Annotated in this window: 19 protein-coding genes; 9 read left to right on the top strand and 10 right to left on the bottom strand. The window is 66.2% G+C overall.

The window, feature by feature from the left end; translation table 11 throughout:
* The first annotated feature begins 119 nt into the window (after window positions 1-119).
* Together PHP91_RS01840 and PHP91_RS01835 are read left to right on the top strand one after the other, a co-directional pair.
* Window positions 120-602, top strand: coding sequence for a histidine phosphatase family protein (locus PHP91_RS01840; protein WP_300135985.1), 483 nt, complete (start codon window positions 120-122; stop codon window positions 600-602).
* Window positions 603-643: 41 nt separating this feature from the next.
* Window positions 644-1,345, top strand: coding sequence for a molybdopterin-dependent oxidoreductase (locus PHP91_RS01835; RefSeq protein ID WP_300135982.1), 702 nt, complete (start codon window positions 644-646; stop codon window positions 1,343-1,345).
* A gap of 2 nt (window positions 1,346-1,347) precedes the next feature.
* On the opposite strand, the gene miaA is transcribed toward PHP91_RS01835, so the two are convergent.
* Genes miaA through PHP91_RS01815 form a run of 4 tightly spaced genes read right to left on the bottom strand, consistent with a single transcriptional unit; the run spans window position 1,348 to window position 4,962 of the window.
* On the bottom strand, window positions 1,348-2,286 hold the full coding sequence (miaA, locus tag PHP91_RS01830) for a tRNA (adenosine(37)-N6)-dimethylallyltransferase MiaA (protein ID WP_300135979.1): 939 nt from the start codon (window positions 2,284-2,286) through the stop codon (window positions 1,348-1,350).
* A complete protein-coding gene (gene coaD / locus PHP91_RS01825; RefSeq protein WP_300135976.1) occupies window positions 2,273-2,809 on the bottom strand; it encodes a pantetheine-phosphate adenylyltransferase in 537 nt (178 codons plus the stop codon). The genes miaA and coaD overlap by 14 nt, the downstream gene beginning before the upstream one ends.
* Window positions 2,797-3,351, bottom strand: a complete 555-nt coding sequence (gene rsmD, locus PHP91_RS01820) for a 16S rRNA (guanine(966)-N(2))-methyltransferase RsmD (RefSeq protein ID WP_300135973.1) — start codon at window positions 3,349-3,351, stop codon at window positions 2,797-2,799. The genes coaD and rsmD overlap by 13 nt, the downstream gene beginning before the upstream one ends.
* A gap of 3 nt (window positions 3,352-3,354) precedes the next feature.
* Window positions 3,355-4,962: an MBL fold metallo-hydrolase gene (locus PHP91_RS01815; RefSeq protein ID WP_300135970.1), complete on the bottom strand. Its 1,608-nt coding sequence runs from the start codon at window positions 4,960-4,962 to the stop codon at window positions 3,355-3,357.
* A gap of 187 nt (window positions 4,963-5,149) precedes the next feature.
* Here PHP91_RS01815 and PHP91_RS01810 point away from each other — a divergent pair, with 187 nt between their 5' ends.
* Together PHP91_RS01810 and PHP91_RS01805 are read left to right on the top strand one after the other, a co-directional pair.
* Window positions 5,150-5,806, top strand: coding sequence for a TIGR00730 family Rossman fold protein (locus tag PHP91_RS01810; protein ID WP_300136131.1), 657 nt, complete (start codon window positions 5,150-5,152; stop codon window positions 5,804-5,806).
* 2 nt (window positions 5,807-5,808) lie between these two features.
* On the top strand, window positions 5,809-6,708 hold the full coding sequence (locus tag PHP91_RS01805; RefSeq protein ID WP_300135967.1) for a DMT family transporter: 900 nt from the start codon (window positions 5,809-5,811) through the stop codon (window positions 6,706-6,708).
* A gap of 108 nt (window positions 6,709-6,816) precedes the next feature.
* Here PHP91_RS01805 and PHP91_RS01800 read toward each other — a convergent pair whose 3' ends face one another.
* From PHP91_RS01800 to PHP91_RS01780, 5 genes are all read right to left on the bottom strand, one after another.
* On the bottom strand, window positions 6,817-8,184 hold the full coding sequence (locus PHP91_RS01800; protein ID WP_300135964.1) for a methyl-accepting chemotaxis protein: 1,368 nt from the start codon (window positions 8,182-8,184) through the stop codon (window positions 6,817-6,819).
* Between the two features lie 539 nt (window positions 8,185-8,723).
* Window positions 8,724-8,966 (bottom strand): hypothetical protein, encoded by a 243-nt coding sequence (locus tag PHP91_RS01795; RefSeq protein WP_300135960.1) that lies wholly within the window; start codon window positions 8,964-8,966, stop codon window positions 8,724-8,726.
* A 4-nt stretch (window positions 8,967-8,970) separates the two neighbouring features.
* Window positions 8,971-10,500: a 2,3-bisphosphoglycerate-independent phosphoglycerate mutase gene (gene gpmI, locus PHP91_RS01790; RefSeq protein ID WP_300135958.1), complete on the bottom strand. Its 1,530-nt coding sequence runs from the start codon at window positions 10,498-10,500 to the stop codon at window positions 8,971-8,973.
* Between the two features lie 12 nt (window positions 10,501-10,512).
* Window positions 10,513-10,884 carry a ribosome silencing factor gene (gene rsfS, locus PHP91_RS01785; RefSeq protein ID WP_300135956.1) on the bottom strand — a complete coding sequence of 124 codons (372 nt, stop codon included), beginning with the start codon at window positions 10,882-10,884 and terminating at the stop codon, window positions 10,513-10,515.
* Between the two features lie 15 nt (window positions 10,885-10,899).
* Entirely contained in the window at window positions 10,900-11,490 is a 591-nt protein-coding gene (locus PHP91_RS01780; protein ID WP_300135954.1) for a nitroreductase family protein, read from the bottom strand.
* Between the two features lie 284 nt (window positions 11,491-11,774).
* Between PHP91_RS01780 and PHP91_RS01775 the strand changes: the two genes are divergently transcribed.
* The 3 genes from PHP91_RS01775 (at window position 11,775) to PHP91_RS01765 (ending at window position 14,049) form a co-directional block, all read left to right on the top strand.
* Window positions 11,775-13,079, top strand: a complete 1,305-nt coding sequence (locus PHP91_RS01775; protein ID WP_300135952.1) for a phenylacetate--CoA ligase — start codon at window positions 11,775-11,777, stop codon at window positions 13,077-13,079.
* Window positions 13,080-13,105: 26 nt separating this feature from the next.
* Window positions 13,106-13,537 carry an ACT domain-containing protein gene (locus PHP91_RS01770; protein ID WP_300135950.1) on the top strand — a complete coding sequence of 144 codons (432 nt, stop codon included), beginning with the start codon at window positions 13,106-13,108 and terminating at the stop codon, window positions 13,535-13,537.
* Window positions 13,538-13,701: 164 nt separating this feature from the next.
* Window positions 13,702-14,049, top strand: coding sequence for an Hpt domain-containing protein (locus PHP91_RS01765; RefSeq protein WP_300135948.1), 348 nt, complete (start codon window positions 13,702-13,704; stop codon window positions 14,047-14,049).
* Window positions 14,050-14,067: 18 nt separating this feature from the next.
* Here the strand turns inward: PHP91_RS01765 and PHP91_RS01760 are convergent, their stop codons facing one another.
* Window positions 14,068-15,441, bottom strand: a complete 1,374-nt coding sequence (locus PHP91_RS01760; protein WP_300135946.1) for an MATE family efflux transporter — start codon at window positions 15,439-15,441, stop codon at window positions 14,068-14,070.
* Window positions 15,442-15,521: 80 nt separating this feature from the next.
* Between PHP91_RS01760 and cls the strand changes: the two genes are divergently transcribed.
* Both cls and PHP91_RS01750 read left to right on the top strand, forming a co-directional pair.
* A complete protein-coding gene (gene cls / locus PHP91_RS01755; RefSeq protein ID WP_300135944.1) occupies window positions 15,522-16,967 on the top strand; it encodes a cardiolipin synthase in 1,446 nt (481 codons plus the stop codon).
* A gap of 153 nt (window positions 16,968-17,120) precedes the next feature.
* Window positions 17,121-19,127: a methyl-accepting chemotaxis protein gene (locus tag PHP91_RS01750; protein ID WP_300135942.1), complete on the top strand. Its 2,007-nt coding sequence runs from the start codon at window positions 17,121-17,123 to the stop codon at window positions 19,125-19,127.
* Window positions 19,128-19,182: the final 55 nt, after the last annotated feature.

The raw sequence follows: 19,182 nt of genomic DNA, 5'->3' as shown, positions 1-19,182 counted from the left end.
GGCGGGCGTTGAAAAAACCACCCCGGATGTACCCCGCTTGCCGCATTTCCGCAAGCGGCTTGCACCCCGCCACGCCGGGTGATAGCTTTCATGGGATTCCCTGCAACACCGGAGAAACCATGCTGATACACCTGATGCAACACGGCGCGTGCCTTTCGGAACAACTGGACCCCAATCAGCCCCTGAGCCCGGTGGGACGGGAGATCGTGGAGAAGACCGCTCGGGCCGCGGCCGTGCTCGGCCTGCGCTTCGAACTGATCGTGGCCAGCCCCAAGCTTCGATCCCGGCAAACGGCCGAGATCATGGCCAGAGCCACGGGCTATCCCGTGTCGCGCATCCAGGTGACCGAGGCGGCCAAGGCCATGGCCCCGGCCCGCGAGACCATCGACTTCATCAAAGAATATCAGGGATTGGAAAGCGTGCTTGTGACCGGACATCTGCCATCACTGACCAAGGTGGCCGCCGCCCTGCTCACCGGCGGAACGGAACCGGCCGTGCACATCGAAAACGCGGGGCTGACCCAGCTCGACCTGCCGGAGAAGGGAAACGCCACCCTGAACTGGCACCTCACCCCGGCCCAACTGACCCTGATCGCGGGTTAGCGGCTCCCTTCGACACCCGGCGACCTTTTCCGGAGCGGTTCATGGAACGAAATGCCAAGCTCACCCGACGTCACTTCCTGGCCGCCGCGGCCGGGACCGTGGCCGCCATCGGCCTGCCCGGCGTCTTCGCCACCCTCTCGGACGCCCGGCGGCTCGCCGTGGCAGAGGAGCGCCGCCCGGACGGCAAACCGCGCATACCGCCCGGACAGGTGGCGGTCGAAAGGATCGAGGACATGGGCGGTCGCCCCGGATCGCCCGACGTCGACGCCTGGCGGCTCAAGGTCCACGGGGAGGTCGAAAAGCCCTTTTCGGTCACCTTCGCGGAACTGCTGGCGTTCACCCAGGCGGACGTCACCTGCGACGTCCACTGCGTGACGGGCTGGACCCTGCTCGACTCCCGCTGGGGCGGCGTGCCCCTCACCGCCCTCCTCGCCCGGGCCGAGCCCGCCGCAAAGGCCGGATTCCTGGTCTTCGAGGCGGCCCACGGGTACACCACAAGCATCCCCCTGAGCGACGTCCGGGACCGGACCGTTTTCCTTGCCCACACGTTCAACGGCCGCCCCCTGCCGCGCCCCAACGGCGGGCCCGTGAGGGCCGTGGTGCCGGACCGCTACTTCTACAAGAGCGCCAAGTGGTTGGAAGGATTGAAAGTCGTCAGCAAGGACGAACCAGGCTACTGGGAAACGCGCGGCTACAGCAATTCCGCCGATCCGTGGAAGGAGGAGCGGTACTCGGGCCGCTAGGTTCAGTCCGCCAGTCGGGCAGCCAGCCAGTCGGCCACGCAGTCGGCCACGGCCTCGTTCCCGCCCGGCGAAAACCAGCGGATGTCCGCTTCCTTGCGAAACCAGGTGAGCTGCCGCTTGGCATAGGCGCGCGTGTTCTTCACCCACCGCGTCCTGGCCTCGTCCAGAGGAATTTCCCCACGCAGGTGGGCCAGCAACTCGGCGCAGCCGATGCCTGACCAGCCGGGCGCGTCCTGGGCCGGGCAGCGCTCGCGTGCCGCGCGGGCCTCGTCCAGGGCCCCGGCCGCCAGCATGGCGTCGATGCGCCGGGCCAGGTGCGGCTCCAGTTCGTCCAGACCGATGCCCATGCCGATCTTGAGGGCGTCGTAAGGCGCGGGCGTGTGCTCGCCGTTCTCGTGCCACCAGGTCAGAGTATGGCCGGTTGCCAGGTAGACTTCGGCGGCCCTGGCGTTTCGCTGGGTGTCGTTCGGATGGATGACGGCGGCGTACTTGGGGTCGTTCTCCGTCAGTTCGGCATGAAGGGCCTGAGGTCCCTCCCGCTCGATGCGCTCCAGGACCCGGAGCCGGACGTCGGCCGGAATCGCGGGAATGGGCGCGATGCCCTGGAGCAGGGAGCGCAGGTACAGGCCGGTGCCGCCCACCAGGATGGGCAGGCGCCCCTCTGCGCGGACCGCCTCGATGGCCCCCACGGCCAGCTCCACGAAACGCGCCGCGCTCATCTTCTCCTCCGTGGGCAGGAAGCCGTAGAGGAGATGCGGGCAGGCCGCGCGCTCGGTCTCGTCGGGCTGGGCCGTGATGATCGGGAAGTCCCGGTAGACCTGGCGGGAGTCGAAGTTGACCACGCTCGCGTCCATCCGGCGGGACACCGCGATGGCCGCCGCGGTCTTGCCCGTGCCCGTGGGGCCGAGCAGGCAGACGATGGGCGGCTTAGTCGTCGCCATGCTGCCCGTGCTTGTCCCCGCAGCCGTAGCCGGTGCCGTACCGGATGTGCAGGGCCTTGACCACCGGGCCGGGGACCAGGCCGCAGATGTCGCCGCCGTACATGGCCACTTCCTTGACGATGGTCGAGCTCAGGTACATCCACTTGAAGTCCGTAATCATGAACACGGTCTGGATCTCGCGGTCCAGCTTGCGGTTCATCAGCGCCATCTGGAATTCGTACTCGAAGTCCGAAACCGCGCGCAGGCCGCGCAGCACGGACCCCGCGCCCTTCTCTGCCACGTAGTCGATGAGCAGGGAATCGAAGGAATCGACGATGATGTTGGTGTCGTCCCGGAAGACCTCCTTGGCCAGCGCCACTCGCTCGCCGATGGTGAAGAGCGTCTTCTTCGGAGTGGACTCGGCAATGGCGAGGATCACCTGGTCGAACACCTTGAGGCCGCGCCGGATGAGGCTGACGTGCCCCATGGTCAACGGGTCGAAGGTGCCGGGATAGACTGCCAGCCGAGGGTTCAAATCCGCCATACTATAATCCTGGTTTGACCATATTCACGATCGGTTAGCAATTCGAGTTCCGCCAGGGGGCCCGTCTCGGGCGGGCGCACCGAGGTCTCCACCTCGGCCACGATGATCCCGCCCTTGGCCGCCCAGCCCTTATTCAACGCCATTTCCAGGGCGGGCGCAAGCAATCCCTTGCCGTAGGGGGGGTCGATGAACAGCAGGTCGAACGGACGCTGCGGCGGCTGTTCAAGCACCTTGAAGAGGTCCTTGGCCACCACCCTTCCCCGGCTCACGCCCAAGTTCTTGAGGTTCTCCCGGATCAGGGCGGCCGCCTTGGGCGCCTTCTCCACAAACCAGACCTCGGGCGCGCCCCGGCTCAGGCACTCGATGCCCAGGCTGCCGCTGCCCGCGAACAGGTCGATGACCCGGACCGAGGGGAAATCCACCCCCCGGGCCTGGAGCATGGAAAACACGGACTCGCGCACCTTCATGGTGGCGGGCCGGTACCCCGGTCCCTCGCAGGTCTTGATGGTCCTGCCCTTCAATTCTCCGCCCACGACTCGCATGGGCTACATCTCGGAGATGAGTTCCACGATCTGGCGATTGACGGCCAGGAGCCGGTCGCGGATGTCCACCTGGTCCACCCAGGGACGTTCCTCCACACTCGCCACCCGCTTCCGGAGCTCGGCGTACAGATGCTCGGAATCGCGGAGCAGGAATTCCCAGTCCACGTGCGGCCGGGCCTTTTCCAGGTCCACCACGGGCTGGAAGGAGACGCCCGGCTCCAGCTCCAGCTCCTCCAGGTACTCGGGAATGTGGACCTTGAAGCCGAACCGCTCGGTGATCAGGGCGGCGAAATCCTTCTGCACCTCGGCCTCGCCGTGGACCAGGATGATCTGGACCGGCCTGCCGCGCATGGACTCCAGCCACTTGAGGAGGTCGTCCCGGTCCGCGTGGCCGGAGAAGCCGTTGATGGTGAATATCTTGGCCGCGACGACCACTTCCTCGCCGAACAGGCGGATCTTCTTGGCCCCGTTGAGGATCTTGCGGCCGGGCGTGCCCACGCCCTGCCAGCCCACGAAGATGACGCTGGCCCCCGGACGCCACAGGTTGTGGCGCAGGTGGTGCTTGACCCGGCCCGCGTTGGCCATGCCGCTCGCGGAGATGATGATGGCCGGGCCCTTGGATTCGTTGATGGCCTGGGACTGCTCGCGGGTCTCGGTGAAATGCAGGTTGGGCAGGTCCAGGGGATGCTCGCCGTTGCGGAGGTACTCCCGGCTCTTCTCGTCGTAGAATTCCGGATGCTTGCGGAAAACCTCGGTGGCCCGGATGGCCAGGGGGCTGTCCAGGTAGACGGGCATGTCCTCGGGCAGCCGCCCCTGCTTGCGCAGCAGGAAGAGGCTGTAGATGATCTGCTGGGAGCGCTCCACGGCGAAGGCCGGAATGACCACCTTCTCGCCCTTGCCGTAGCTGTACTCGATGGCCTTGGCCAGCTCGTCCAGGCTGTGCTCCGCGTCGGGGTGGGTGCGGTTGCCGTAGGTGGACTCCAGAAACACGTAGTCCGCCCGGCTCATCTCGTCCGGGTCCTCGACGATGAGCTGCTCCGGCCGCCCCAGGTCGCCGGAGAATACCAGCCTCGTCCGCTTGCCGCCCTCGTCGTACTCCAGCTCGATGAAGGCCGAACCCAGAATGTGCCCGGCGTTCTTGAACCTGACCCGGATGTTCGGCGCGGGCTCGAAGGTGTTGTCGTAGTCCACGGTGGCGAGCAGGGGCACGGCCTGCTCGGCGTCGGCCACGGTGTAGAGGGCGCGCTCCAACTGGATGCCGGTGCGCAGCCGCTTGCGGTTGGCCCATTCCGCTTCCATCTCCTGGATGTGGGCGCTGTCCAGGAGCATGATCTCCACCAGGTCCCTTGTGGGGGCGGTGCAGTAGATGGGATTCTTGAACCCCTTGGCCACCAGGGCGGGCAGGAGCCCGCTGTGGTCGATGTGGGCGTGGGTTATCAGGATGAAGTCGATCTTCTTGGCGTCATAGGCCTCGAAATTCCAGTTCCGCTTTTCGATCTCGGCGTTGCCCTGATGCAGGCCGCAGTCCACGGCGAACCGCTTGCCGCCGCACTCGACGATGTAGCAGGAGCCGCTGACGGTGCGAGCCGCCCCCATGAATGTGATTTTCATCCGGTTCCTCGTGCATCCCCCGGCCGGAAACACCACTGACATTCCGCTTCCGAAAGGGAAAAAATCGTTGTAATGGGACAGTTGCGCGCGACGGACCATTGCCCGACGCCGCGCAAACATGCCTTATTATCCGCCGTCAGGCAACCGGCGATCGGCGGACGGGGGCAACCCACAAGGAGTTTTCATGATTAATCGTTCGAAGCAGTATCTCATAGACGACCTCTCCATGCAGGAGTCCTGGCGGCTCTTCAAGATCATGTCCGAAATCGTCGACGGTTTCGAAACCCTGGCGGAGATCGGCCCGGCCGTGTCCATGTTCGGTTCGGCCAGGGTCACCCCGGACAATCCGCTCTACCAACAAACCGAGGAATTCGCCCGTGAGCTGTCCAAGGCCGGATTCTCGGTCATCACCGGCGGCGGTCCCGGCCTCATGGAGGCTGGCAACAAGGGCGCTTTCGAGGCGGACGGCGAGTCCATCGGCCTGCACATCCACCTGCCGCTGGAACAGCACAAGAACGACTACCTGAACGTGACCTGCGACTTCCGCTACTTCTTCATCCGCAAGCTCATGTTCATCAAATACGCCTTGGCCTACGTGGCCCTGCCCGGCGGGTTCGGGACCCTGGACGAGCTGGCCGAGGCCCTGGTCCTGATCCAGACCCACCGCATCAAGCCCTTCCCCATCGTCCTCTTCGGCTCCGAATTCTGGGGCGGGCTCATCGACTGGTTCAAGGGCCAGTTGCTGCCCAACCAGTTCATCGCCAAGGGCGACCTCGACCTCTTCTTCATCACCGACGACGCGGCCGAGGGCGTGGCCCACATCAAGCGGCACGTCATCATCTAGGAATGACCAACCGCTCCAAGGCGGTGGCGCACGGCCTGGCCGCGGTGGCCATCTGGTCCACCGTGGCCTCGGCCTTCAAGCTGTCCCTGCGCCACCTCGACCCGCTCCAGCTCCTGCTGCTGGCCAGCGCGGCCTCCCTGGTGGCGCTGGGCGGCGTGCTGCTGGCGAAGGGACGGCTGGCCCTGGCGGCCCGCGTCCGGGGGCGGGAGCTCCTGCGTTGCGCCCTGCTCGGCGCGCTCAACCCCTTTCTGTATTATGTGATCCTCTTCAAGTCCTACGCCCTGCTCCCGGCCCAGGAGGCCCAACCCCTCAACTACACCTGGGCCATCACCCTCTCCCTGCTCTCCGTCCCCCTGCTGGGGCAGAAACTGCGCGCCAGGGACCTGGCCGCCATCCTGGTCAGCTACCTCGGCGTGCTGGTCATCTCCACCCACGGCGACCCGCTCGGCCTGCGCTTCTCCGACCCCCTGGGCGTGGGCCTGGCCCTGGGCAGCACCCTCATCTGGGCCCTGTACTGGCTCATCAACACCAAAAGCGAGCTGGACCCGGTGGTCGGCCTGTTCCTGAACTTCCTCTTCGGCCTGCCGCTGATCCTGGCCGCCACCTGCATCTTCTCCGAGCCGCCCGCGCTCACCTTCCCGGCCCTGCTGGGCGGGGCCTACGTCGGCCTGTTCGAGATGGGGCTGACCTTCGCCCTCTGGCTCTCGGCCATGAAGCACGCCGCCCTGCCCGACGGCGGCGGCACGGCGCGGGTGGCCAACCTCATCTTCCTCTCCCCCTTCCTCTCCCTGGTCTTCATCCACTTCCTGGCGGGCGAGACCATCCTGCCCGCCACCGTGGCCGGGCTGGCCTTCATCGTCGCGGGCAACGCCATCATGCAGTACAAGGGACGCAAAGCGTAACGCCCGTCCTGGCCCGGCTGGCCTTTCCGCCCAACACGCCCCCACACGACGAAAAACGGGGAAGGCGAACCGCCCTCCCCGTTCGGATGAACCGGAATCAAGCCGGGATCAGACCGCCACGCGGACGTCGGCGGCCACCACGCCCCGCAGCTTGCCCGCGCCGTCGTGGACCGGGCAGGAGACGGTGATGCAGTTCTCGCCCGAGGCGGACGACTCGTACACGTCGGAGATGCAGAAGGTGCGGTTCTCCACCACGCCCGTGAACCAGGGCCGGGAGGACCAGTTGGCGCCGAAGGCGCCCTTGTCCTCGGAGAACCCCATGGCCTTGCCGCCGATGTTGCTGACCGTCTGGCGGCCCGCCTCGTCGGTGATGTAAAGCAGTTCGAGGAAGGCGTTCTCCTTGAGCGCCCGGCGCATGGCCTTTTCCTGGCGTTCGCGCTCTCGGGAGACCACGTCGGCGGAGGTGGCCAGGGCCCCGATGACCTCCTGGACCCGGCCGCTTCCCACCAGGCGGAAGACGTCGGTCATGGTGGTCAGGTCGTCGATCCGCCCGGCCAGTTCCGAGGTGGCCTGGGCGGCCTCCTCCATGCCCCGGCCCGTGGCGCTCGAAATGTCGTGGACGGCCGTCATGGTCCGGGTCACCTCTTCGCTGGCCACGGACTGCTGCGCGGCCGCCGAGGCGATGGAGCGGATGCGCTCCGCGCTGTCGCCCGCCACGTCGACGATCCGTTGCAGGGCAGAACCGGACTCGTTGGCCAGCCCGGCGGCGGAGTCGGCCAGGCCGGCCATCTCGCGCACGCCGTCGATGGTCTTGCCCACCTGCTGCTGGATGCCGTCGATGGCCACGCCCACGTCGCGGGTGGCCTCCATGGTCTTTTCGGCCAGCTTGCGCACCTCGTCGGCCACCACGGCGAAACCGCGCCCGGCGTCGCCCGCGCGGGCCGCCTCGATGGCCGCGTTGAGAGCCAGGAGGTTGGTCTGGTCGGCGATATCGGAGATCACGCTCATGATCCGGCCCACGTCCTCGGCGCGCGAGCCCAGGGCCGCGACGCGGTCCACCAGCTCGCGCGAATTGCCGGAGACCGAGGCGATGGAGGCCACCGTGCGGGCCACGACCTCGGCCCCGCTGCTGGCGAACTCGCGCGCGTGCTCGGCGTCGCCAGCGGCGGCCTCCGCGTTGGCGGCGGTCTCGGCCACGGCCGCGTTCATCTCCTCCATGGCGGAAACCGCCTCGCCCAGGTAGCGCTGCTGATCGTCCGCGCCGCCCCGCGCCTTGTCCGAGGAGGCGCTCAGGCTGGCAGCGGCCTCGCGGATGCCCTTGACCGAAACGTCCAGGGTCTTGGCGGCGGAAAGCAGCCCCTGGCAGCGGGCCGCCTCGCCCTTCTCGCGGGCCTGCTCGGCCTGGGCCAGGGCGAAGGACGCCTGCTTTTCCGCATCGCGGGCCACATTTTCGCTGTTTTTCAGCTTTTTCTCCAACTCACTAATGTCCCTGACAATCCGGTTGAGCCCGCGAGCCGTTTTTCCAAAAATGTTCAGGTCGACATCAGGCAGCGAAGCGGTCCTTTCGCCGGAGGCAACAGCTTCGACAAAAGATGCCAACAATTTATTTTTATTATTCATCTTGACCATAAGCACGGCGAGTACGACCACGGCCGCACCGCCGCCAAAGGCCAATCCACCCACGGTCCACCCCGACCAGCCGCCTTCGGCCGCTGACAGAATTGTCAGATCGTCCGATGCGGCCGCCGCCGGTCCGGCTTCCAGCCCAAAGGACATCATGACCGCCAAAAAGGTCGTATATCCCGCCAGATACATTTTCTTCACCCGATTCATTCGTCTTCCCCGTTGCTAGAAAAATGCTGTATCGATTTTCATCCCTAGCAATTGCGGGGCCAATGCGCGCCTTCCCCATCCTGAAAATGACGGCCGAAGACCGCGGGCGTCAGCGCGCACGACAAAGGCCGGGCGGACACGCGGTCCGCCCGGCCTTTGTCGATGCAAAGGAAATCCCGGCGCTACAGGAAGTCGGGGTCGATGGCCGCCTTGCCGCCCGCCAGCACGAGCTTCATGTAGCGGATGGTCCGGTCGTCCACCGGCACGATGGGGAAGTTCTCCCGGCAGGCGTCGCACTGGGCCATGGCCGGGCGCGAGGGCGCGATGAGCGGCACCTCGCGATTGCAGTGGGGGCAGGGGTACAGGAAGATCAGCTCCATCCCGGCCGGTTTGACCGGGGTCAGCGGTTTCTTGGATTCGGACACGTATCTACCCCTTGTGAATGAGATTCTTGCCGGTCATGGCGGCCGGCTGCTCGATGCCCCACAGCCCGAGGATGGTCGGGGCGATGTCGCCGAGGAGGCCCTCGGTGAGCGTCGCCTTCCCGTTGCCCTCCTCGATGTAGACCAGGGGCACCGGATTGGTGGAATGGGCGGTGTGCGGGCTGCCGTCGGCCGCCAGCATCTGCTCCGCGTTGCCGTGGTCCGCCGTGAGCAGGACCCGGCCGCCCTGGGCCAGGACCGCGTCCACGATGCGCCCCACGCAGGCGTCCACGGTGACGCAGGCCTGCTCGGCCGCGGGCATGATCCCGGTGTGGCCCACCATGTCCAGATTGGCCAGGTTGCAGACGCAGAGGTCGTAGTCCGGCAGCCGCCCGATGAGGTTGTCGGCCACCTCGTCGGCGCTCATCTGCGGCTTGAGGTCGTAGGTCGCCACCTCGCGCGGGGACGGGATCATGACCCGGTCCTCGTTCGCAAAGGGCTCCTCGCGGCCGCAGTTGAGGAAATAGGTGACATGGGCGTACTTCTCGGTCTCGGCGATGCGCAGTTGCTTCAGGCCGTGACGCGAGGCCACCTCGCCCAGGGTGTCGTCGTAGGACTCGGGCGGGAAGGCCACGGGCATGGGGAAGGTGCTCTCATACTGCGTCATGGTGGCGAAACAGGCGAGGCTCGGCACGCGCTTGCGCCCGAATTCGCTGAAATCCCCGTCGAAGATGGCCCGGCAGATCTCCCGCGCCCGGTCGGCGCGGAAGTTGAAGAAGAAAAGGCCGTCGCCGTCGCCGATGCGGCCGTTGACGCCCCGGACCACGCCCGGCTCAACGAACTCGTCCTCCTTCCCGGCGTCGTAGGAGGCCCGGATGCCGGCCAGGGGGTCGGCCATGTCCACGCCCTCGCCGTCCACCAGGGCGCGATAGGCGCGCTCCACGCGCTCGAACCGCCTGTCGCGGTCCATGGCCCAGAACCGGCCGCTGACCGTGGCGATCCGCCCCGTCCCGAGCCGCTCCATGGTGTCCATGAGTTGCCGGACGTAGCCCAGCCCGCTGGCGGGCGGGGTGTCCCGGCCGTCGAGAAAGACATGGACGTAGACCTCGGGCACTTCGGCCCTGGCGGCCAGTTCGAGCAGCGCGTCGATGTGGCGCTGGTGGCTGTGCACCCCGCCGTCCGAGACCAGCCCCATGAGATGGAGCCGTCCGCTGCCCGCCTTGGTCTTCGCCACCAAGTCGGCCAGGGTCGCGTTGCCGGCCAGCTCGCCGGACTCGATGGCCATGTCGATGCGGGTCATGTCCTGGTAGATGACGCGGCCGCCGCCGATGTTCATGTGCCCCACCTCGGAGTTGCCCATGAAGCCGTCCGGAAGCCCCACGGCCCGGCCCGAGCAGGCGAGCTTCGTGTGGGGATAAGAGTCCAGGAGCAGGTCCAGGTGCGGGGTGGGCGCGTTCTTCACGCAGTTGCCCGGCCCGTCCGGGGCGATGCCCCAGCCGTCCAGGATGAGCAGGAGCGTCTTCTTGGGTTCGGCCATGATCCCTCCGGCCTAGCCGGCCAGCCCGACGCGGGGCGCTTCGGCCCACATGCCTTCGAGGTTGTAGAAGCTGCGCAGCTCGTCCAGGAAGATGTGGACCAGCACGTCGTTCATGTCGAGAAGGACCCACTCGCCCGCGAGGTGGCCCTCCATGCGCAGGAATTCGATGTTGTCCTCGGCGGCCCTCTCCAGGATGTTCTGGGCCAGCGCCTTTGCGTGCTTCACGCCGCGCGCCGAGACCACCACGGTCATGTCCGTCACCGAACTCATGGTCGAAACGTCCATGATGACGATGTTCCCTGCCTGCTTGTCCTCCAGCCATGCGGCGACGAGCCGGGCCTTGTCCAGGGCCGGAAGGTCGCGATATTTCTTATTGTCGTTCATCCGTCCGTCGATTCGTTATGCTTTTTGGGGATATTGGGCCACGAGCACTTCGCCCAGGCTCCGCTTGGGCACGTGGTGCGTGCCGTCCGGAGTGCGCCAATACTCGATTTTGCCGTCGGCGGGAAGGGGTTCCACCACGACCTCCTCGGCCGGGACGCCCAGGGCGAGGACCAGGAGGATGTCCAGGTTGGCGGGAAGCGCCAGCAATTCGGCCAGCTTCTTGCGGTTGACCGTGCCGATGATGCAGCCGCCCAGCCCCTTTTCCACGGCCGCCAGCATGATGGTCTGGCTGACGATGCCCTGGTCGCCCATGGGGTCGTCGGTCAGGTCGCGGTCGAGCAGGATGACCACGTAGCCGGTGGGGCGCTCCCCTTCGGCCGGGCCCTTCCAGTCCTTGAGGTAGCCCGCCCAGCCGAGCAGCGGAAAAATCTCCGCGCACTGCGCCTGGTCGGCGGTGACCACGTACTTGAGGGGTTGCAGGTTCCTGGCCGAAGGCGTGTAACGGGCCACGTCCACCAGCTCCGCCAGGGTCGCCCCGTCCACAGGCCGCGACTGGTCAAAAACGCGGCGGGTCCTGTTCTTGATGACCAAATCCTTGAAATTCATGTCGCCTCCATGTTGCGTGGTCAATTTGTAAAGGAACTCGCCGGAGAATGCAAAGCGCTTCGCGCCCCGGAGAGCCCCCGCGCGCCGGGACAAACCCCTTGACGAGGCCCGGAACATGAGGCAACGTGCCGCCTATGCGACAGAATCCGTCACCGTACTATTTCTTCTTTATGACGAGCATATGATGCTCGTGGAACAATAGCGGTCAAAGGCGAAAGGACGAACCACGGGCTTACGGGACCGTGGTTTTTTACGTCCCGGAGTCCGAAAGCGAGGAGAACAGGATGATCTACGACGTGCAGAACGAGACCCTTCCCAGGGAGGAAATGGAACAACTCCAGCTCCGGCGGCTCCAGGCCCTGTGCGAGCGGGTCTACGCCAACGTTCCGTTCTACAAAAAGAAATTCGACGAAAAGGGCGTCAAGCCCCAGGATATCAAGACCCTGAAGGACGTCAGCCTGCTGCCCTTCACCGTCAAGCAGGACCTGCGCGACCAGTATCCCTTCGGCATGTTCGCGGTTCCCAAGGAACAGATCGTCCGCATCCACTCCTCCTCCGGCACCACCGGCTCGGCCACCGTGGTCGGCTACACCAAGCGCGACATCGAGAACTGGGGCAAGCTCATCGCACGCTCCCTGGTCGCCGCCGGGGCCTCGGCCAGCGACACCGTGCACAACGCGTACGGCTACGGCCTGTTCACCGGCGGGCTCGGCATCCACCACGGCTGCGAGACCCTGGGCGCCACCGTGGTGCCCATCTCCGGCGGCGGCACCCGCCGCCAGGTCACCCTGCTTCGCGACTTCGCGCCCGACGTCATCACCTGCACGCCGTCCTACGCCCTGTTCCTGGCCGAAACCGCCATGGAAATGGGCATCGACGTCCGCGAGCTGCCCCTGCGCATCGGCATCTTCGGGGCCGAGCCCTGGACCGACGAGATGCGCCGCGCCATCGAGAAGAAGCTCGGCATCACGGCCATAGACATCTACGGCCTGTCCGAGGTCATGGGCCCCGGCGTGGCCATCGAGTGCCACGAGGCCCAGGACGGCCTGCACATCCAGGAAGACCACTTCCTGGCCGAGACCATCAACCCCGAGACCGGCGAGCCCGTGGCCCCCGGCGAGGAAGGAGAGCTGGTCTTCACCACCCTGACCAAGGAAGGCATCCCGCTCATCCGCTACCGCACCCGCGACCTGACCGTCCTGAACCCGGTCCCCTGCAAATGCGGCCGCACCACCATGCGCATGAAGCGCGTCACCGGCCGTTCGGACGACATGCTCATCATCCGGGGCGTCAACGTCTTCCCGTCGCAGATCGAGTCCATCCTCATCGAGACCGAGGGGCTGACCCCGCACTACCAGCTCATCGTGGAGCGCGAGGGCAATCTCGACACCCTGGAGGTCCAGGTCGAGGTCAACGAGTCCATGTTCTCCGACGAGATCAAGAGTTTACAGCGGGTGGAATCGAAGGTAATGAAAAATATCAAGGAATTCCTCGGCGTCACCGCCAAGGTGAAACTGGTTGAGCCCAAGGCCATCGAACGTTCCCTGGGCAAGGCCAAACGCATCATCGACAAGAGGAAAGAAGCCTAGCAATCCGCAACAGCGAGGAGAACACCATGAAAGTCGATCAACTCTCCATATTCCTGGAAAATCGCGCCGGCCGCCTGGCCGAAGTGACGCGCATCCTCTCCGAAGCGGGCGTCAACATCCGCGCCCTGTCCCTGGCCGACACCTCGGACTTCGGCATCCTGCGCCTCATCGTCTCGGACTTCGAGACCGCCAAGGACAAGCTCAAAGAGAACGGGTTCACCGTGGGCCGCACCTCGGTGGTGGCCGTCGAGGTCCCGGACCATCCGGGCGGGCTGCACAACATCCTGAGCATGCTTCAGGACTCCAACATCAACGTCGAATACATGTACGCCTTCGTCCAGCAGTCCGGCGACTCCGCCGTGCTCATCTTCCGGTTCGACCGCACGGACCAGGGCATTGAGCTGCTCCAGAAAAACGGCATCAACATCGTGCCCGGTGAAAAGCTCTACGCGCTCTAGCGGCGGCCAACCCATTGGAATCAAGGGCGGGACTTCGGTTCCGCCCTTTCTTTTCGCGCCGTTGCCGAGGACCCAAAAAAAAACGCCAAAGCGGTTGCCGAAAACCGGGCGACGCAGTATGTTCGTTGCGATTCGTCAACAAGATTGCAATCGGCGGTACACATATGAACGGAATCGAAGTGGTCGAAAGCCGGTTCCTGGAGTCCATGGCGGGCAAGCAGCCGTTTCTCAAGCGGATGTTCACCACCTTCATCTCCCAGGAGCCCAAGCGGATTCAGGAAATCAGGGAAGCGCTCCGGCTCGGGGATGTGGAGCGCCTGCGCCACCTGGCCCACGCCCTCAAGGGCGGCGCCGCCACCATGGGCGTCGCCCGGGTGCGCGACTGCTGCCTCCAGTTGGAGAACGCCTCCAAGGCCGGCGATTTCGCGGCGGCTTCCTCCCACCTCGAAGACCTGGAAAAGGAAATGCGCAGCGCCTACGCCTTCATGTTCACCTACCTGGCCGAACACTAGGCCAATGGCCGGGGCGGGCTATGCCGCCCGACCGAGCGGGGCCCGGCCGATGCCCGGCCAGACGCGAATGACCCCGAAACCTCCCCGCAGCCCCATCCACAGGGTCGAGGCGAGCCAGATGTGGACCATGGCGTGCGCCGGGTGCAAGTGCTCGATGAGCAGGACGTGGGCCGCGCCCACGGCCGAGGCCGCGAGCATGGCGTTGCGCAGGTAGCGAAAATCGCCGGTGCCCCAGTGGATGCCGTCCGTGGCGAAGGAGAGCGCCCCCACCGGCAGCGACAGCGAGAGCACCACCCACCCCGGACCGAACTCCCCCATGGCCGACGGCGGCACCAGCAGCCAGGCCACGAAATCCTGCCCCGCCAGCATCAGCGCCCCCAGCACAGCCCCGGTGCCCATGCTCCACAGGCAGACCACCTCGGCCACGCGCCGGGCCTGGGCAACGTTGCGCGCGCCCAGAAAATATCCGACCAGGCTCTGGCCGGTGATGGCGAAGGCGTCCAGAAACAGGGCCGCGAAGACGAAGAACTGGCGGATGGCCTGGTAGGCCGCGCCCTCATCCGCGCCGAAATGATTGGCCACCCGGGTGCACAGCCCGATAAAGACCAGCAGCAGCCCGGTGCGGACAAACAGGTCGCCGCCGATACGCAGCAGCTTGCCCGCGCCCGCGCCGCGCATATGCCAGGTCAGGCCGATGCGCCGGGCCACCACCAGCAGGGACCAGGCCGCCCCCACCCACTGGCTGAACGAACTGGCCACGGCCGCGCCAGCCACCCCGAAGGGAGGCAGCCCGAAGGCCCCGAAGATCAGTATCCTGTCCAGGACCACGTTGACGACGTTGACGCCCACGGCCACGTAAAGCGGCGTACGCATGTCCTGCACGCCCCGGAGCGCGCCGAAGGCGGCCACGGAGACGAGCACGGCGGGCGCGCCCATCAGCCGGTAGAACATGTATTCGCGGGCCAGGCCGTCCACCCGCCCCTGCGCGCCGAGCAGCGCGGAGAGGTCGCGCAGGAAGGGCATGAGCCCGAAAAGCAGGAAGACGCCCACCCCGGCGGCCAGGGCGCAGGCCAGGGAGGTGAGCTTCACGGCGTGGTCGCGGTCGCCCCGGCCGATGGCGTGGGCGACCTCGGTCTGGGTGCCGATGCCCAGAAAACCGAAGGCCCAGAAAATGGAGGAAAAGGCCACGGTGCCGACGCCCAGGGCGGCCACGGGTTCGGCTCCGGGGATGCGGGCTACGAAGGCGGTGTCCGCCAGCCCGGTCAGGGGCTCGGCCACCAGGGAAAAAAGCACGGGAACGGCCAGGCCGACAAGAGTCCGGTTGGGCCGAACCATGAACGGATGGTGCGGGGCGGCGTCCTGCGCCGCCCCACCGGGGGCGGATGCGCACATGGAAAAATTCAGAGCACAATTCCCTGCGGGGGGCAAGCATACGGATTTCACTTTCCGGAATTTTCTGTTAAATCATTCCCATGGAATCCGTGGACATCCAGATTTTGCTCGGCTTTCTCAGCCTGGCCTACACCGCGATAGAAATTACGGCCATCTTCGCCGCCATCACGGCCGTGCGCGACACGCGCACGCCCCAGGGGGCCATCGCCTGGACCATCTCCCTGGTCTGCTTTCCCCTGCTCTCCCTGCCGCTCTACTGGATCTTCGGCCGCAACAAGTTCCACGGCTACGTGGATACCATGCGCGCCGTGGACGAACGGTTCCGCCGCAGCCTCGCGGACCGGCACAACCTGCCGGAGGTTCCGAGCCCGGCCGACCGGGAAAACCCGCACGCGCCCCGCTGCTCCTTCGAGACCATGGCCCGCATCCCTTTTGCGGGCGGCAACGGGATCGAGCTGTACACCAGCGGCCACGACACCTTCAAGGCCATCTTCGAAGCCATCGGGGCGGCGAAGGAATCCCTGCTCATCCAGTTCTTCATCGTCCATGAGGACGGGCTGGGCAAGCGGCTGCGCGACATCCTGCTGCGCAAGGCCGCCGAGGGACTGTCCATCCGCTTCCTCTACGACGAGATCGGCTGCCACACCACGCCGGAGCGGTTCTGGCGGACCATGCGCGACGCGGGCATCGAGGTCCACCCCTTCCACACCACCAAGGGTCGGGGGAACCGCTTCCAGCTCAACTTCCGCAACCACCGCAAGATCGTCATCGTGGACGACCGCATCGCCTTTGTGGGAGGCCACAACGTGGGCGATGAATACCTGGGGATATCCAAGCAGTTCAACGGCTGGCGCGACACGCACATAAAGATCACCGGCCCTGCCGTGCTCGGGGTCGGCCTCAGCTTCGCCCGCGACTGGTACTGGGCCACGGGCGTCCTGCTCGACCTGGCCGGCACGGTCCCGCCGTGCGGCGGCGAGGCCGAGGTCCTGGCCTTTCCCACCAGCCCGGCCGACCCGCTGGAGACCTGCTCGCTCATGTTCATCCGGGCCATCAACTCCGCGCGCAAGCGGTTCTGGATCGCCTCCCCCTATTTCGTGCCGGACAGCAGCGTGACCAAGGCCCTGCAACTTGCCGCCATGCGCGGGGTGGACGTGCGCATCCTCCTGCCCCGCAAGCCGGACCACCTTCTGGTCTACCTGGCCGGGTTCTCCTGCCTCAAGGAGCTCCAGATGGAGACCATCCGGGTCTACCGCTACCAGCACGGCTTCATGCACCAGAAGGTCTTCCTGGCCGACGACGACCTGGCCGGGGTGGGCACCGCCAACCTGGACAACCGTTCGTTCCGGCTCAACTTCGAGTTGACCATGCTGGTGGAGAACCCGGCCTTCTGCCAACGCATCGAGGCCATGTTCCGAACCGACTTCGCGCACAGCGACGAGGTCGGCACCGACGAATACGACGGCAAGAACATTATCCAGCAGACCGCCATCCAGCTCGCCCGGCTCTTCTCCCCCATCCTCTGACCCGCGGCCCGGCCCGGCCGGACTGGCCCCTCCGCGGCCCGACAGGAACGGCGCATCTATAATTGACAGCGCCGCCTCCATCCCTTGGTATGGAACCGGACAATTACCGGGCCTCGGCCCGGGCAACGGCTGCCAGCCGACGAGGGAAGCATCATGAAACTACGAAGCAAACTGCTGGGTCCGCTCTTCATCTCGGTCGCGACCTGTTGCGTCATCGGCCTGTTCTTCATCAACCGCGAGTTCGCCACCCTGGAGAGTTCGTTCATCGGGCTCCTGGCTCAGGACAAGGTGGCCAACTTCCAGGCCGCCCTGGAGTCCGCCTCCAACGACGCCCTGGAGCAGGCCGCGCAGTACAGTCGGCTCACGCCGGTCATCGAGGCCTTCGACCTGGCCCGTACGGGCGACATCGACGACCCGAAAAGTCCCCAGTCGCAGGAAGCGCGCGAACGCATCCGCGCCGCCCTCAAGGACGCGGCCGCCGGGCTCAAGGAGACCACCGGAGCCGACCTGAACGTCCACTACCACCTGCCCAACGGCCGCAGCCTGCTCCGGGTCTGGAGGAAGAAGCAGGCCAAGAAGGACGGCAAGTGGGTGGACATCTCCGACGACATCTCCTCGTTCCGCAAGACCGTGCTGGACGTCAACCGCACCGGCCAGCCGGTCAAGGGCATTGAGCCAGGCCGGGGCGGCTTCACCATCCGGGGCGTGGCGCCCATCAAGTCCGCCGACGGCAGGCAGCTCGGCTCGGTGGAGGTGCTCAAGGGGTTCGATCCCCTGCTCAAGGCCATGGAAAAGACCGGGGGCCTCAAGGTGCTGCTCTTCATGAACCGCGACCTGCTGACCATCACGACCAGGCTCCAGGACCCCGCGAAGTATCCCCTGGTGGCGGAACGCTACGTGCTCATTTCCGGCCAGGACAACGCCGCCGCGCGGGACGCCGTGACCAAGGACGCACTCGACGAGGGGCGTGACAGGACCTCCACGCGCATGGCGGGCGATTTTTCCGTGACCACAGTGCCCATCGACGACTACGCGGGCAAGCAGATCGGCGTGCTCTGCCTGGTCTCCGACATGGGCGAGCAGCGCGCGCTCATCACCGGAGCCCTCTACATCATCGCTGGCGGCGTCATCCTCATCGCCGTCATCCCCATCCTGGTGGGCGGCCAGGTCATCCGCCGATTCATCCTCACCCCCATCCACGCCTTGCTCGCCTTCGCCAGGGCCTTTTCCCAGGGGGACATGACCGTCTCCCTCAAGGTCCGGCAAAAGGACGAAATGGGCGACCTGGCCGACTCGCTCCGGGACATGCGCCGGCACCTGACCGACATCGTGGGATCGGTCCAGTCCGCCACGGACTCTCTGGTGGAACGCTGCGGCGACGTCAGCGACTCCTCCGGCACGCTGGCCGACGGCTCCTCCCGCCAAGCGGCCAGCGTGGCCCAGGTGGCCGCCAGCATCGAGGAAATCTCGGCCAACATCAGCCAGAGCTTCGAAAACATCCAGCAGACCAAGGCCCTGGCCCAGCAGGCCGCCATGGACGCCGAGGAAGGCGGCAACGCCGTGGCCCAGACCGTGGACGCCATGAACCAGATCGCCGAGAAGATCGCCATCGTGGAGGAAATCGCCCGGCAGACCAACCTGCTGGCCCTCAACGCGGCCATCGAGGCGGCGCGGGCGGGCGAGCACGGCAAGGGCTTCGCCGTGGTGGCGGCCGAAGTACGCCAACTGGCCGAACGCAGCGGCGTGGCCGCCGCCGAGATCGGCGAGCTCTCCACCTCCAGCCTGAAGGTGGCGGACCGGGCGGGCAAGATGCTCAAGAAGACCGTCCCGGACATCCACCGCACCTCGGACCTCATCGAAGAAGTCTTCGCGGCGGCCAAGGAGCAGGACATCGGGGTCTCGCAAATCAACCAGGCCGTCAACGAACTGGACAGCGTGGTCCAGCAGAACTCGTCCATGGCCGAGCACGTGGCCGCGGCCTCCGCCGACATGGACGGCCAGGCCCGCGCCCTCAAGGACACCATGTGCTTCTTCCACGTCGGCGAATGCACGTCGTCGGCCATCGCCGCCGAGGCGCGCGCCCTGCCGCCCCTCCCCTCGCCGCACGGCGAGCCGCCGGGAGAAGATGGGGAAGACGACGAAGAATTCCAACGCTACTGACGAAAAAAGGGGCATGGATGATTCCATGCCCCTTCTCATTGCGTGAACCGTGACG

Source organism: Pseudodesulfovibrio sp. (genome assembly GCF_028692895.1).
In the GTDB taxonomy this organism is placed as follows: Bacteria; Desulfobacterota; Desulfovibrionia; order Desulfovibrionales; family Desulfovibrionaceae; genus Pseudodesulfovibrio.
The sequence above is the reverse complement of the archived record's forward strand: the minus strand, read 5'-3'. Positions and strand labels throughout refer to the sequence as shown.